Source organism: Amycolatopsis sp. NPDC051373 (assembly GCF_040689465.1).
GTDB lineage: Bacteria > Actinomycetota > Actinomycetes > Mycobacteriales > Pseudonocardiaceae > Amycolatopsis.
Map to the genome: position 1 here is coordinate 1 of NZ_JBFBAE010000032.1, position 12,292 is coordinate 12,292.

A 12,292-nucleotide genomic window follows, 5' to 3' on the forward strand; every position below is an offset into this window, starting at 1 on the left:
CCGTCGGCGCGCAGCACGCGGCACACGCCGAGCCCGTCGACGCCGGGCATCATCACGTCGAGGATCAGCACGTCGAAGCGGTCCCGCCGCGCCGCGGCCAGCGCGGCGACCCCGTCTGTCACCTCTGTGACCTCGTAGCTCTCCAGCTCCAGTGCGCGTAGCAGTGACTCGCGGATGGCGCGGTCGTCGTCGGCGAGCAGGACGCGGGGCTGCATGCCGCCATCATGCACCGGCGTTTCGTGGGATGCCGGAAGCGACGGCCCGCGCGGGCGGGAAAGGCAAGCAGACGGCAAATTACCGTCCGTTGTGGACACCCGCATCCCGGCGCCGCTTCGGGTGACGTTGGTCCTTCGCCGCGATGCCTTGTGGCCGGCGCGCCGAACCCGGTGCCGGCGGTTTGCTGAGCGAGTCCGGCCAATCGACACCTTCAGGAGAAGCCGTGACCAGCGAAGCCGATTCGGCACCCGGACCGCGGGCCGGCGCCTGGACGAGCGCCGAAGCGGAGGTGCTGGGCCGCGCGGTCCTGCGCGCGCCGTCAGTGCACAACACCCAGCCCTGGACGGTCGAGCCGATCGCGGGAGCGGTCGTGCTACGCGAGCGGACGGATGTCGCGTTGCCGCGGCACGATCCCGATCGGCGCGACCTGGTGATGTCGTGCGGGGCGGCACTGGCGAACCTCGAGCTGGCGGTGCGGGTGCTCGGCCGGCGGGCGGACGTCACGATCCTGCCCGACACGGCCCATCCGGAAGTTCTGGCGCGCATCGATGCGACGGCAACGGCGCAGCCGTCGGACTCGGACCTGAGGCGGTTTTCCGCGATCACGACCCGGCGCAGTCAGCGGGCGCGGTTCACCGGAGCGCCCGTGGGGCCGAGGCTGGTCGAGCAGGTGGCGCGGGCCGCGGTGACGACCGGAGCCCAGGCGGTGCCGCTGCCCGACGCCGGTGAGCTGGCGGCGTTGTTCGGCCACGCGGCGCGAGCGATCCGTGACGACGGGGCGTACCAACGTGAGATCGCCTTGTGGACGATTCGCGACGAAGCGAGCCACCGCCACGGAGCGGGGCTCGGCCGCACCGTGGTTCCGGGCGGCGAGTTCCCGTGGGCGGGGCTGGTCCGACGCACCACCGACCTACCGGAGCTGCCCGTCTTGCGATCCAGGCTGGCGGCCGAGACGTTCCTGCTCTTCCTGACCACCGATGACGGCCGCGCCGATCACGTCCACGCGGGCTACGCGCTGGAAGCGGTGCTGGCTCGAGGCGATCGCGCGCGGGCTGGCGGTGGCGGTGCTGACACAGCCCCTGCACGTGCCGGAGGTGCGATCGGCGCTGTGCGAGGACCGCGGCTTGCCCGGTTTCCCGCAGGCGTTGATGCGGCTGGGCCGTACGTCGCGCATCGCGCCGCCGAGCCTTCGCAGGGGCCTGGGTGAAGTCCCGATCGGGCAGCGGGGGAGCGAGTCGTGATCGATCACGTGGTCGTGGGTGTCGACGGCAGCGAGCCGGCGGCGGTGGCTGCCGGCTGGGCTGCCCGGGAAGCCTCGTGGTGGCACACGTCGCTGACTGTGCTCACCGTGAACGGGGTCGACGGTCCGTCCGTCGGCGGCGCCGAGTGGCGTGCGGCCAAGGAGGCGCTCGCGCTGGAGGTTGCGCGGACGACGCGTGACGAGCCGGCGGTGGCCGAGTCCGGTGTGTCGATCACCACCGAGACGAGCGGCGTCGGCGTAGAGGCCGCTTTGCGGCAGGCCTCCCAGCACGCGCTGTTGCTGGTGCTGGGCCCGCCCACCGGAACACTGTCCGGTTTGCTCGCGGGTTCACCTGACGCAGACCTCATCGCCCGCGCCGGCTGTCCGGTGGCGATCGTCCGCGGCAGTGGCGCCACGCGGGTGGACGGGCCGGTCATCGTCGGCGTGGACGGCAGCCCGACGAGCGACGCCGCGATCGGATGGGCGTTCGAGGAGGCGTCGCGGCGACGCGCCCGGCTGGTGGCCCTGCACGCGTGGCAGGACAACTACAGCGGCCGGCCGTTCGGGGAAAGAACGCGCACTGGCCCGGCGGCTGGCCGGTCGGCGCGAGCGCTTTCCGGAGGTCGACGTCGAGCTGGTCGTCGAGCGGGACCGGCCGAGCGACCGGTTGATCGAATACGGCAAGGACGCGGCCGTAGTGGTCGTGGGGCAGCCGCGGGCGAGGCGGCTTCACGGGCATGGTGCTCGGTTCCACCACCCATGCGTTGCTGCACCACGCCGACTGCCCCGTGCTGGTGGTGAGCAGGGAGCGGAACGGACAGACCTCGACAGGGGAGGAACGATGAACACGAGCACGACACCCGTCGCCGCAGTGATGACGCCCAGCCCGGTGTGCGCGCGGCTGGACACGCCGGTCACGGAGATCGCGGAAACCTTGGTCCGCCGCGGGATCAGCGCGGTGGCCGTGGTCGATCGCCAAGGTGCGATTGCCGGTGTGGTGTCCGAACGGGACTTGCTGCCGTTGTTGCGCTCGGATCGCCGTCGCGGCTGGTGGCGCCGAAACCCGTCGCCGCCGCGTACGGCGCGGGACGTGATGACGAGCCCGGCGTTGACCGTGGCTGCCGGTGCGCCCGTTGCCGACGTCGCCGCGCGGCTGGCCGAATCGGGGCTGCGACGGCTCTTCGTCGTCGCCGCCGGGCGGCCGGTGGGTGTTGTCGCGCGGCGCGACCTCGTCGGGGTGATCTCGCGCCCGGACGCTGAGATCCACCGCGAGGTGACGGTCCTGCTGAGAGAGTCCCTGCGGATCGGGCCGGATCGTGCGCGGGTGATGGTCCACGCCGGTGTGGTGACGGTCGCGGGCCGAGCCGAGCGGCGCAGCGAGATCGCGTCCGTGACCAGTCTCATCGAAGCGGTGCCCGGGGTGGTCGAGGTGTGCAACGGCCTCGACTTCGTGTGGGACGACGTGACCCGATGAACGGAAAGCACCCCGCGGCGCGGCTGTCGCGCGCGGTTTACGAGAAGGAGCTCGCCCGGCTGCAGATCGAGCTGGTGAAGTTGCAGGAGTGGGTGCGCGCGGAGGGCGCGCGCCTGGTCGTGGTGTTCGAGGGCCGTGACGCAGCGGGGAAGGGCAGCACGATCAAGCGGTTGACCGAGCACCTCAACCCGCGGGTGGCGCGGGTCGAGGCACTGCCGAAGCCGACCGAGCGGGAGCGCACGCAGTGGTACTTCCAGCGGTACGTGGAATTGTTGCCCGCCGCTGGTGAGATCGTGCTGTTCGACCGCAGCTGGTACAACCGCGCGGGCGTGGAGCGGGTCCTGGGGTTCTGCACACCCGACGAGTACCACCGGTTCTTGCAGCAGTGCCCGATTTTCGAACGCCTGCTCGTGGGCGACGGCATCCTGTTGCACAAGTACTGGTTCTCGGTGAGCCGCGACGAGCAGGAGCGCCGGTTCCGGGCACGGATCGACGATCCGCTCCGGCGTTGGAAGCTGTCCACGACGGACCTGGAATCGGTGTCCCGGTGGGAGGATTACTCCCGTGCGAAGGACGACATGTTCGTGCACACCGACATCCCCGAAGCACCGTGGTACGTGATCGAAAGCGACCAGAAGCGGCGCGGGCGGATCAACATGATCGCGCACCTGCTCGCCGGCGTCCCTTACCACGAGATCCCGCGCGAAGCCGTGACCATTCCGCCGCGGCCCCGCGACAGCGGGTATGCCCGGACGGACCGGCGGTTGCAGCGCGAGGTCCCCGACCACGCGGCGACGCTGATGGAGCACTCCGCGCTTTCGTCCCGCCCGGAAGGGACTTCCTCCCCTGACCGCGCTCATCGCGGTTGAGCGACGGTGGAGTGAGTCACCGGTCCGAGGTGGCGGGAACGGAGGCACGTCGTGACGGGAACGACAGTCCGCGCCACCGTGGTGGTCGGTGCCGGCGAACCGGAGGCGGCTTTGGCCGCCGCCCGGTGGGCGGCGGAAGAAGGGGTGCGCCGGGAGTGCGTGCTCCGGCTGTTCCACGCCGGGCTGTTCGACCCGGCCGACCTCAGCGGCCGCGAATGGTCGTGGGAAGAACCGCTGCTGCTGGAGCGCGCCCATCGCGGGATTCAACGAGTCGAAGCGGCCGCGGAGGGCGGTTCGACCGGGAGCCGGTTGCTCGCTCATGCGATGTGCCCGGTCACCGTCGTTCATTGAGACATCAGGAGGAGAGCCGTGCGCGCACGGGACATCATGACCCGGCCGGTGGTCGTGGTCGGGCCGGCGACGCCGGTGCGGGAGGCGATCGTGCTGCTCATGGAGCACGGCATCGCCGCGTTGCCCGTGGTCGACGAGGAAAACCGCGTCGTCGGTTCGTTCACGGAGGCCGACGCGCTGTGCGGGGTTCTGACCGGAGAGCCGGTCGCGCCGGGCCGGCTCGTGGAATCCGTGATGACCAAGCCAGTCGAAGTCGTCGAGCTTGACACCGATATCAGCGACATCGCCGCCCGGATGCTCGTCGACCGGCTGCGCAGCATCCCGGTGGTCGACGCGGGCGGTCTGGCGGGGATTGTCAGCCGGCGAGACCTGCTGCGCCCGCTCGTACGGCACGACGACGCCATCGCCGCGCAGGTCCGCGGCTTGTTCAAGGACTACACGGGCCACCGCGACCTGTGGTCTGTCTCCGTCACCGCAGGTCTGGTGACTGTCTGCGGCACGTTCGCCGACGAAGCCGAACGACGGCTCGTCGCCGCTCTCGCGAAGACGGTCGAGGGCGTCACCGCGGTGGAACTTGCCGGCAACACCTGACTTGTGCGGCCGCGATTCAGGCCGTCGAACGTGATCTCGAGGAGGAGTGGTGCACGCACAACCCGGCGACTGGCTCGTAGTGAAGGGTGTTCGAGTCGACCTGCCCGAACAGCGGGGCCGGATCTTCGCCGTCGGAGGGCCGGACGGCACCCCTCCCTTCAGCGTCCGCTGGCTGGCCGACGACCACGTGTCGACCGTGTTCCCCGGCCCGGACGCCATCGTCGCGACCGAAGCGGAGATCACCGTGCGTGACGAAGTGGACCGTGCGCGGTTCGAGCGGTTGCGGGCGCTGTGGCAGTCGGGCGGAGGTGCGGACAGTGTCCCGGCGTGACGACCGCGTGGTGCTGGCCGGCGTGGACGGTTCGGCTTCGGCGCGGCACGCTGCGGTCTGGGCCGCCGAGATGGCTGTGCGGCGGGGCGCGGTGCTGAGGCTCGTGCAGGCGTACGTGCTTCCCTCGCCGGGCGTCTCGGGCACGGCTGTGACAGCTGTCCGCGAAGACTTCCGGGGCCGCGCCGAGTCGGGGGTGGCCGAGGCCGAGGGCGCTGTGTTGGCGAAGTGGCCTTCGGTGCGGATCGAGCGGTCTGTCGTGGAGGGCGGTCGGGTGGCCGTCCTGCTGCGAGAGTGTGCGGACGCCGAAGTGGTGGTGCTGGGCTCGCGCGGGCTGGGCGGGTTCACCGGGCTCTTGATCGGCTCGACCGCGGTCTCACTCGCCGCCCACGCACCGTGCCCGGTCGTCGTGGTGCGCGGGCGTCGGCCGGACGACCCGCCGCCGGTGGCCGGCCCGGTGCTTGCCGGGCTCGACGGGTCTCCCGACAGCAACGACGCTCTGGGTTATGCGTGCGAACAAGCCGCGGCCCGCGGCACCGCGCTCGTGGCGGTGCACACCTGGAACGAGATCACGCCGGAGGGAAAGTTGCGGGCAGCGGGCACCCGCCTGGAGGACGTCGCCGCAACCGAACGCCGGCGGGTCGACGAGCAGCTCGCGCCCTGGCGCGAGAAGTTCCCCGACCTCCCGATCGACGTCCTGGTCGTCCGAGGACGGCCGGTCCGGGCTCTTCTGGAGCTCGGAGCGGACGCCCAACTCGTCGTGGTGGGCAGCCGCGGCCGCGGCGGGTTCACCGGGATGTTGCTGGGCTCCACCAGCCAAGCGCTGCTCGCGCACTCCGCGTGCCCGGTCGCGGTCGTTCGCCCGGGCGCGCAACCTTCATGAACTTTCGCAGGGCGACGGCGCGGAGGCCACTCGCCGTGTCGCAGACGGTGTGCGCGCCGTGCCCTCAGGGCGGCTTGTGATCCGGTCCGCGGTGATCGGGATCCCCGAACCCGTGCGGGTGGGCAAATTCTCTTGTGGACAGTCGTGGCGGGACAGTGCCGGCGGTGCGGGAAGCCGTGGTCCGGGGACTCGGACGGCTCGCGACCGGTGACGTTGGTCCTTCGCGGTGGTGACTCCGGACCGGCGTGGCAGGCCTTGCCCGGTGGCTACTTTCGATGCAATGAAAGAAGGGGCGAACTCCATGCGTGCACGAGACCCGTTCGCGATGCCGATCGTCGACGGCCGCCGCCTGGTCGGGATCGTCACGCGTGGTGACGTGGTCCGTGTGCTCGCCCGGGAAGACAGTGTGATCTGCGCCGACGTGCAGCACCGGCTGGAGATCCACGGCGGCACCGGTCGCCGGAAGGTCGCGGTCCGCGAGAGGGTCGTGCGGATCGTCGAGCGCTACGACGACAAGACCGGTCGCCACGTCGCGACCCTGCTCGCCCTGCGCGCGCCGGGCGTCGTCGGTGCCGAGACGGTTTCGTCGGAGAGGACCCGTGGTCATGACAACGCACAACAGCAACACCGTGGTGGTCGGTGTCGACGGTTCGGCAGGTGCGGACGAGGCGGTCCGCTGGGCCGCGCGGCTCGCGTCCGGACGGGGGCTCGAGCTGGAACTCGTGAACTGCTTGCAGGGCGCTGCGCTCTACTACGGTGGCGGCCTGGCCGGAGGCGACGAGCTGTTCGAGCAATTTCGGCGGGAAGGTGATCGCCTCCTGACAGCGGCTCGCGAGCTGGCTCTGTCCGTGGACGCGGCCCTCACCGTGCGAACGGGCGTGCTCTTCGACGCTTCGACCACCGCCCTGCTCGACCGGTCGAGGCGGGTTCGGCTGATCGTGCTCGGCCGGACCGGCACCGGTGGCTTCGCCGGGATGCTGGTCGGCTCCACGGCCGCCACCGTGGCCAGCCACGCCGAGTGCCCGGTCGCGGTGGTCCGTGGGCGGCACGGCGATGGCCCGGTTCCGCTGGAGGGACCGGTTGTGGTCGGCGCGGACTGCACCCCGAACAGCGAGGCCGCCATCGCGGCGGCCTTCGAGGAAGCGAGTTTCCGCGGTGTACCGCTCGTGGCCGTGCACGCGTGGAACGACGTCACGTACGACTCCGCGGACAGCACGGCCCGCCTGATGCCCCAGCCGGAATCGCTCGAACCGACGGAGGAGCGGCTGCTGGCCCAGCGGCTGGCCGGCTGGCAGGAGAAGTTCCCCGAAGTGGCGGTCCGCCGGGCGTTGGTCCAGGACCGGCCGCGGCACGCGCTGCTCGCGGAGTCCGACCGGGCACAGCTGGTGGTGGTCGGCAGCCACGGCCGCGGCGGCTTCACGGGCATGCTTCTGGGCTCGACCGCCCAGGCGCTGATCCACCACTCGTCCTGCCCCGTGCTCGTGGTGCGGCCGGAGCCGAAGCGGTGACGGCTCTCGAGGCCACGGCCTCGACGCTTTCGCCGGTCGAGCCGGCCCCGGTCGACGCACAGTGGCGAGCGGCGAACTACCTGGCCGTGGGCCAGATCTACCTCACGAGCAACCCACTTGCTGCGTGAGCCGCTGGTGCCCGGCAGGTCAAGCCGCGCCTGCTCGGGCTCCGGGGGACCTCGCCGGGGCTGAGCTTCGGCTACGCCCACCTCAACCGTGCGATCCTCACCCACGACCTGGACGCGGTGTTCGTGACCGTCCCGGGCACGGCGGTCCGGCGCTGCTCGCGAACACGTGGCTCGAGGCGGTCGCGAATCCCGCTATCCGAACTGGATTCGCTGCTGCGTGGCGTCGGCTGGTGTAGTTGGAGGGCGACGAGCCCTCAGCGATGCACCAAGCGATGGCGGCGGCCCTCGACGCGTGGCCGACCCGGCGGCGCTGCGACGAAGTCGCGGCCGGCCCTGGCCGATGATTGTGCTGCGCTCACCCAAGGGCTGGACCGACCGGCCACTGTGGACGGAAAGCAGGTCGAGGGCACCTCGCGTGCCCACCAGGTGCCGCTCGCGCAGGTGCGCGAGGATTTCGAGCACCTCAGCGCGCTGGAGACATGGTTGCGGTCGTACCGGCCCGAAGAGCTGTTCGACGAACGAGGCTGCCCTACGGGTGCTCTCGATGGCCGACGACGGAGCGGGCCGCCGGCGGAACTCGTGGCGGGCGGACTGAGTAACGTGCACGACCGCGCGGAGTCGGCCGGCGGCCGGTTCACGCTCGATTCGCACCCTCGCCGCGGCGTGCGGATTCATCCGGGCTTGAGCCCCGACCACGCCGAGCTCGCGCGCTACCACGCCATCGGGCGCCGGCGCAGCCACCGCCGCTGGTTCTCGGCCGAGCCTGTGTCCGAAGTGGACCAGGCGGCGGTGTCGGCGGCGGGCGGCGAGGCGAGCGTGCGCGCGGGCGGCGCTCGGCCCCGAATCGCTGCCTGCCGCGGGGGCTGGTGCGCTGCGAAACGCCGGTGCCGGACGATGCCAGGCTCACCGCGCGGCTCGAAGCGGAGCACCTCCTGGTCTTCTGCACGGAGGGGGACAGCCGGCGCGAGCACCTCGCCGCCGGCGCCGTGTGCGCCCGGACGTGGCTGGAAGCGACCGCGCGCGGTCTCGCCGAGTCGGTCCTCACCCAGCGCTGCACCTGTGCGGTTTCCGCGAGCTGCTCGCCGAGCGGTTGGACCTGCCCGGACTGCCGCAGGTGATCTTCCGCTACGGGCACCCGGTGGATCCCGTGCCGCCTTCGCCTCGTCGCCTCCTTGCCGATCTGCTTCCGGACTGAACCGGGCCGGCTCGACCAGGAGACCATGATGACCACAGCGCTTTCCCCGTCGTCGGCGGGCTCTGTCGGCCGCGGTCCGCGCTCCGTCACCGCACGACGCCCCAGCCGTGGCGGTTCGTGGTCGACGGCCACCGAACCGAAGTGTGGCTCGACGGCGGCCTCCTGACCGTCGCCGACCCGGACTCCCGCGAGGCGCGGCGGGTACAACCTGCTGATCATGTTGCGGGTCAACGGGTTCGGTATCGCGCCGCGGATCATGCCCGAACCCGCGCAGCCGGATCTGCTCGCCGTCGTGCGGGTCGACGGCGACGCACGCTCGTCTCTGCCCGACCGGCAGCTCGCCGATGCCGTCTGGCACCGGCACACCAACCGCCGCCCGATGTCCGCGCACCCGGTGTCGCCGGTCGCACGGGCCCGGCTCAAGGCCGCCGCGCTCGGTGAGGGCGGCGTGCTGGAGTTCCTCGACGCGCCAGGCCGATACCCGAAGGTGACCGCGCTCGTCCGCCGGGCGGAGGCCGAACTGCCGCTCGACGCCGAGTTCCGCGCTGAAGCCGCTCAGTGGACGGGCCGTGATCCGAACAGCCCGGACGGGGTGCCGACGATAGCCTTCGGCCCACCGCCGGACATCCCCGGCATTCGGCCTTGCGTTCTTCGCACGAGAACCCGGCCATCGCCCCCGCTTGTTCGAGCAAGATCCGGTGCGGGCCGCGGTGCTGACCCGCGACCAGGGTGCGGCCGCCGAGGTGCGTGCCGGGCTGGTGCTGCAACGAGTCCTGCTGCCCGCGACCGCGGAAGGCCTCGCCGCGTCGGTCGTGTCGCAGCCGTTCGAGGCGCGTGGCACCCGGGCGCCTTTGCTCGACCTCTTCCGCGGCACCGGCCGTCCGCACACGCTGCTGCGTCTCGGGCACGGCCTGCCGGGGCGGCGTCCGGTGGCGGAGGTGACGACCGGCGCGCCCCTGACGTGCCTGCTCGCTGACCACCTGGTGCGGACTCGGTGTCCTATGAGGACCGCTCCTCGGCGGGCAGGACGCGCAGCAGGTCCTGATACGTCACGATGCCCACCAGCAATCCGTTGTCCTCGACCACGGGCAGCGCGCGCACACCTGATTCGGTCATGCGGTGCGCAAGCGCAGTGGCGTCGAGGTCTGGCGTCACGGTCGGGGCCGGGGTGCGCATGACTGCGGACACGGTGCGGTGGCGGCTGAGCAGGACGCCCGTGTCAGGGTCCCCGGTGGCCGCGTCGCCGGGGAATCCGGCCTGGACGAGGTCCCTTTCGCTGATCAGACCCACGAGCTTGGCCGAACGGGTGACCACGGGCAGGGTGGTGAAGCCGTGTCGCGTCATCAGGTGAGCGGCTTCGGCGAGCGAAGCGTCGAAAGTCACGCTGATCACTGGGGTGGTCATGATGTCACGCGTTCGCATGGCGTTCTCCGTTCCGGCGGCCCGGCGTAGGTGCCTCGACCCTGATGCCGGCGACCCGGGCGGGCCAAGGGTCTTTGGTCCCTGGCGGGCCGCCGGGTGGGGCGTGCGCCGGGGACCGGTGACCCGGCGAAGCGGGCAGAAGGCCTCTTCGGATCAGCCGACGCGCGGCCCATGCTGATGAGCGGAAACCGGCCCGTCGAAACGAAAGGCGCGAGACATGTTTCCGTCGGCGAACCGCTTGTCGCGGTGGCGGCACCTGCTCGTTCCCGTGCGCGGGTCCGTCGCACGGACTTCGGACCGGTTGCAGGCCGGTCTGGTACTCGTGGTGATCCTCGGGGCCCTCGCCGCGATCCCGTTCTCGGCGGCCGCCGGCTCGTCGGTCTACGCTTCGCAGAAGGCGGTCTCGGTGCGGGAACTCGCCGAGTACGTGCCGGTGACGGCGACGCTCCTCGCGGATGGCCCGCCGATTTCCGTGAGCGGCCGCAGCGGCGCCGTCGGCAGCACGATGCCGACCGACGCGACGTGGGACTCCGCCGACGGCGTCCGTCACGTCGGGAAGGTGGATGCGAACGAAGGCTCCCACCGTGGCGATACCGTGCCGATCTGGGTGGATCGCACCGGCGTCGTGGTCGAGCCGCCGCTGAGCGCCGCCGCCGTCGTGAACGCGACCGCGGCCGCGGCCGGGCTGTTGTTCGCGGTGTGCCTCGGACTGGCGGTGGTTTACGGGATCGCTGTCTTCGCACTGAACCGTTACCGCAGGGGGGAGTGGCAGCAGGAGTGGTTCGCCTTCGCGAGCAAGAAAGCGCGCTCGTGAGCCCGGGGCGGCCGATCGACGACCATGACCGCGTGCCGACGAGGGTTCGAGGATGGTGGCCGAACCGTCCGCGGAGCAGGAGGTAGTGATGCACACCAGGCAATGGCACGTCGAACTGTTTCTCAGCGAGAACGAAGGGCGGACGAACGCCACGGCCCGGCTGCGCACCGGGTCAGGTGCGACGCTCGACGCGGAAGGCACGGCGCGGCTCAACCCGGCTGACCGCGACGTCCCGGAGATCGGGGACGAGCTCGCCGCCGCCCGGGCCCTGAGCGCGCTCGCGCATCGACTGCTGGACGTCGCCGCCGAGGACATCGAAGGCATCACACACGAGCCTGCTCGGCTCGACAGGTGAGGAGGTGGACGGGATGCGCGCGATCGTCGTGTACGAGTCCATGTTCGGCGACACCGAAGAGGTCGCACGAGCGGTGGCGGACGGGCTGGATTCCGCGGAGGTCGTCCCCGTCGACCGCGCGCCACGCGATCTGATGGGGTGCGACCTGCTCGTGGTGGGCGCGCCGACGCACGTTCACGGCCTGAGCCGGCCGTCGACGCGCAGGGCGGCGGTGGAGCAGGCTCCGGGCGGGACTCGCACGCACGAGCCGGGGATGCGCGAGTGGCTGGGCGGTTTTCACGTCCTGCCTCCGGGAACGACCACGGCCGCGTTCGACACCAGGCTCCGCAAACCTGTCTGGCTGACCGGCTCCGCCGCGAGGGCGGCCGGCAAGCTCTTGCGCCGCCTCGGTCATCCGCCGGTGATTCCGGCGACGAGCTTCTTCGTCGAGGTGGTGAACGGCGAAACGCGGCTGGTGGACGGAGAACGAGCACGAGCTCGGGAGTGGGGCGAATCCCTCGCCCGGGCCCGGCGGACCGGGTCCGGCCGCGGCTTAGGGTCCGGCGTCCCCGGGTGCCCCGTCACCGGTCTGCAGGACCACCGATGGGCGCTTCGGCCGAGCGGTGGAAGCACACTACGGCGATCACTCCGGCGACGGCCGGCACGAGCCCGAGCCCGCACGGCCGCCCGGACCGCAGGACCTGCGGACGTCGCGGCGGAATCCGACCAAGGTAAAGCTCGTATCGCAGAGCGGACGGGAGTGGTGATGACGACGGACATGTGGAGGTGACGGTCCGCCCGCCCGCGGGACGTCCGGCGGCGGTGCCGCGATCACGGTGCTTCTGACGTTCGGGGGAAGTCTCTGGCAGCGGGAAGGAGGAGCATCGTTGACGAGAGGGAACAGGCATTGATCGAAGAAGACGCGCGGCGTGAGGTCGC

Annotated in this window: 15 protein-coding genes and 3 pseudogenes; 16 read left to right on the forward strand and 2 right to left on the reverse strand. The window is 71.5% G+C overall.

Annotated features, from left to right (window positions below; genetic code table 11):
• Window positions 1-215: response regulator (locus AB0383_RS41230; protein ID WP_366190166.1), on the reverse strand; the 215-nt coding region annotated here is incomplete at its 3' end.
• A 290-nt stretch (window positions 216-505) separates the two neighbouring features.
• Here AB0383_RS41230 and AB0383_RS41235 point away from each other — a divergent pair.
• From AB0383_RS41235 to AB0383_RS41300, 14 genes and pseudogenes are all read left to right on the forward strand, one after another.
• Window positions 506-1,423 carry a nitroreductase gene (locus AB0383_RS41235; protein WP_366190167.1) on the forward strand — a complete coding sequence of 306 codons (918 nt, stop codon included), beginning with the start codon at window positions 506-508 and terminating at the stop codon, window positions 1,421-1,423.
• A gap of 78 nt (window positions 1,424-1,501) precedes the next feature.
• Window positions 1,502-2,026, forward strand: a pseudogene (locus tag AB0383_RS41240) (universal stress protein); the annotation flags it as partial.
• A 167-nt stretch (window positions 2,027-2,193) separates the two neighbouring features.
• The gene (locus tag AB0383_RS41245; protein WP_364189711.1) at window positions 2,194-2,301 is read left to right on the forward strand and encodes a universal stress protein; all 108 of its coding nucleotides are present in this window, start codon (window positions 2,194-2,196) and stop codon (window positions 2,299-2,301) included.
• Window positions 2,298-2,930 (forward strand): CBS domain-containing protein, encoded by a 633-nt coding sequence (locus tag AB0383_RS41250; RefSeq protein ID WP_364189709.1) that lies wholly within the window; start codon window positions 2,298-2,300, stop codon window positions 2,928-2,930. The genes AB0383_RS41245 and AB0383_RS41250 overlap by 4 nt, the downstream gene beginning before the upstream one ends.
• Window positions 2,927-3,799 carry a polyphosphate kinase 2 gene (ppk2, locus tag AB0383_RS41255; protein ID WP_364189707.1) on the forward strand — a complete coding sequence of 291 codons (873 nt, stop codon included), beginning with the start codon at window positions 2,927-2,929 and terminating at the stop codon, window positions 3,797-3,799. The genes AB0383_RS41250 and ppk2 overlap by 4 nt, the downstream gene beginning before the upstream one ends.
• Before the next feature lie 51 nt (window positions 3,800-3,850).
• Window positions 3,851-4,150 carry a hypothetical protein gene (locus AB0383_RS41260; protein WP_366190168.1) on the forward strand — a complete coding sequence of 100 codons (300 nt, stop codon included), beginning with the start codon at window positions 3,851-3,853 and terminating at the stop codon, window positions 4,148-4,150.
• Between the two features lie 18 nt (window positions 4,151-4,168).
• Window positions 4,169-4,741, forward strand: a complete 573-nt coding sequence (locus tag AB0383_RS41265; RefSeq protein ID WP_364189701.1) for a CBS domain-containing protein — start codon at window positions 4,169-4,171, stop codon at window positions 4,739-4,741.
• Window positions 4,742-4,790: 49 nt separating this feature from the next.
• Window positions 4,791-5,072, forward strand: coding sequence for a DUF1918 domain-containing protein (locus tag AB0383_RS41270; protein ID WP_364189699.1), 282 nt, complete (start codon window positions 4,791-4,793; stop codon window positions 5,070-5,072).
• Entirely contained in the window at window positions 5,059-5,952 is an 894-nt protein-coding gene (locus AB0383_RS41275; RefSeq protein WP_366190169.1) for a universal stress protein, read from the forward strand. The genes AB0383_RS41270 and AB0383_RS41275 overlap by 14 nt, the downstream gene beginning before the upstream one ends.
• Before the next feature lie 301 nt (window positions 5,953-6,253).
• Window positions 6,254-6,334: pseudogene (locus AB0383_RS41280) on the forward strand (hypothetical protein); the annotation flags it as partial.
• Window positions 6,335-6,557: 223 nt separating this feature from the next.
• Window positions 6,558-7,460 carry a universal stress protein gene (locus AB0383_RS41285; RefSeq protein ID WP_366190170.1) on the forward strand — a complete coding sequence of 301 codons (903 nt, stop codon included), beginning with the start codon at window positions 6,558-6,560 and terminating at the stop codon, window positions 7,458-7,460.
• Window positions 7,457-7,588, forward strand: coding sequence for a hypothetical protein (locus tag AB0383_RS41290; protein WP_364189691.1), 132 nt, complete (start codon window positions 7,457-7,459; stop codon window positions 7,586-7,588). Before AB0383_RS41285 ends, AB0383_RS41290 begins: the two co-directional genes overlap by 4 nt.
• A gap of 24 nt (window positions 7,589-7,612) precedes the next feature.
• Window positions 7,613-8,065: pseudogene (locus AB0383_RS41295) on the forward strand (hypothetical protein); the annotation flags it as partial.
• A 407-nt stretch (window positions 8,066-8,472) separates the two neighbouring features.
• Entirely contained in the window at window positions 8,473-8,706 is a 234-nt protein-coding gene (locus tag AB0383_RS41300; RefSeq protein ID WP_366190171.1) for a hypothetical protein, read from the forward strand.
• Between the two features lie 1,076 nt (window positions 8,707-9,782).
• Here the strand turns inward: AB0383_RS41300 and AB0383_RS41305 are convergent.
• Window positions 9,783-10,205 carry a CBS domain-containing protein gene (locus tag AB0383_RS41305; protein WP_364189681.1) on the reverse strand — a complete coding sequence of 141 codons (423 nt, stop codon included), beginning with the start codon at window positions 10,203-10,205 and terminating at the stop codon, window positions 9,783-9,785.
• Between the two features lie 217 nt (window positions 10,206-10,422).
• Here AB0383_RS41305 and AB0383_RS41310 point away from each other — a divergent pair, with 217 nt between their 5' ends.
• Both AB0383_RS41310 and AB0383_RS41315 read left to right on the forward strand, forming a co-directional pair.
• The gene (locus tag AB0383_RS41310) at window positions 10,423-11,019 is read left to right on the forward strand and encodes a hypothetical protein (RefSeq protein WP_366190172.1); all 597 of its coding nucleotides are present in this window, start codon (window positions 10,423-10,425) and stop codon (window positions 11,017-11,019) included.
• Between the two features lie 52 nt (window positions 11,020-11,071).
• Window positions 11,072-11,374, forward strand: a complete 303-nt coding sequence (locus AB0383_RS41315; protein WP_364189675.1) for a DUF1876 domain-containing protein — start codon at window positions 11,072-11,074, stop codon at window positions 11,372-11,374.
• Window positions 11,375-12,292 lie beyond the last annotated feature (918 nt).

Bases quoted from the DNA above. Each gene is read 5' to 3' on its own strand.
- AB0383_RS41245 (WP_364189711.1), top strand. From the start codon at position 2,194: ATGGTGCTCGGTTCCACCACCCATGCGTTGCTGCACCACGCCGACTGC.
- AB0383_RS41250 (WP_364189709.1), top strand. From the start codon at position 2,298: ATGAACACGAGCACGACACCCGTCGCCGCAGTGATGACGCCCAGCCCG.
- ppk2 (WP_364189707.1), top strand. From the start codon at position 2,927: ATGAACGGAAAGCACCCCGCGGCGCGGCTGTCGCGCGCGGTTTACGAG.
- AB0383_RS41285 (WP_366190170.1), top strand. From the start codon at position 6,558: ATGACAACGCACAACAGCAACACCGTGGTGGTCGGTGTCGACGGTTCG.
- AB0383_RS41305 (WP_364189681.1), bottom strand. From the start codon at position 10,205: ATGCGAACGCGTGACATCATGACCACCCCAGTGATCAGCGTGACTTTC.
- AB0383_RS41310 (WP_366190172.1), top strand. From the start codon at position 10,423: ATGTTTCCGTCGGCGAACCGCTTGTCGCGGTGGCGGCACCTGCTCGTT.
- AB0383_RS41315 (WP_364189675.1), top strand. From the start codon at position 11,072: ATGGTGGCCGAACCGTCCGCGGAGCAGGAGGTAGTGATGCACACCAGG.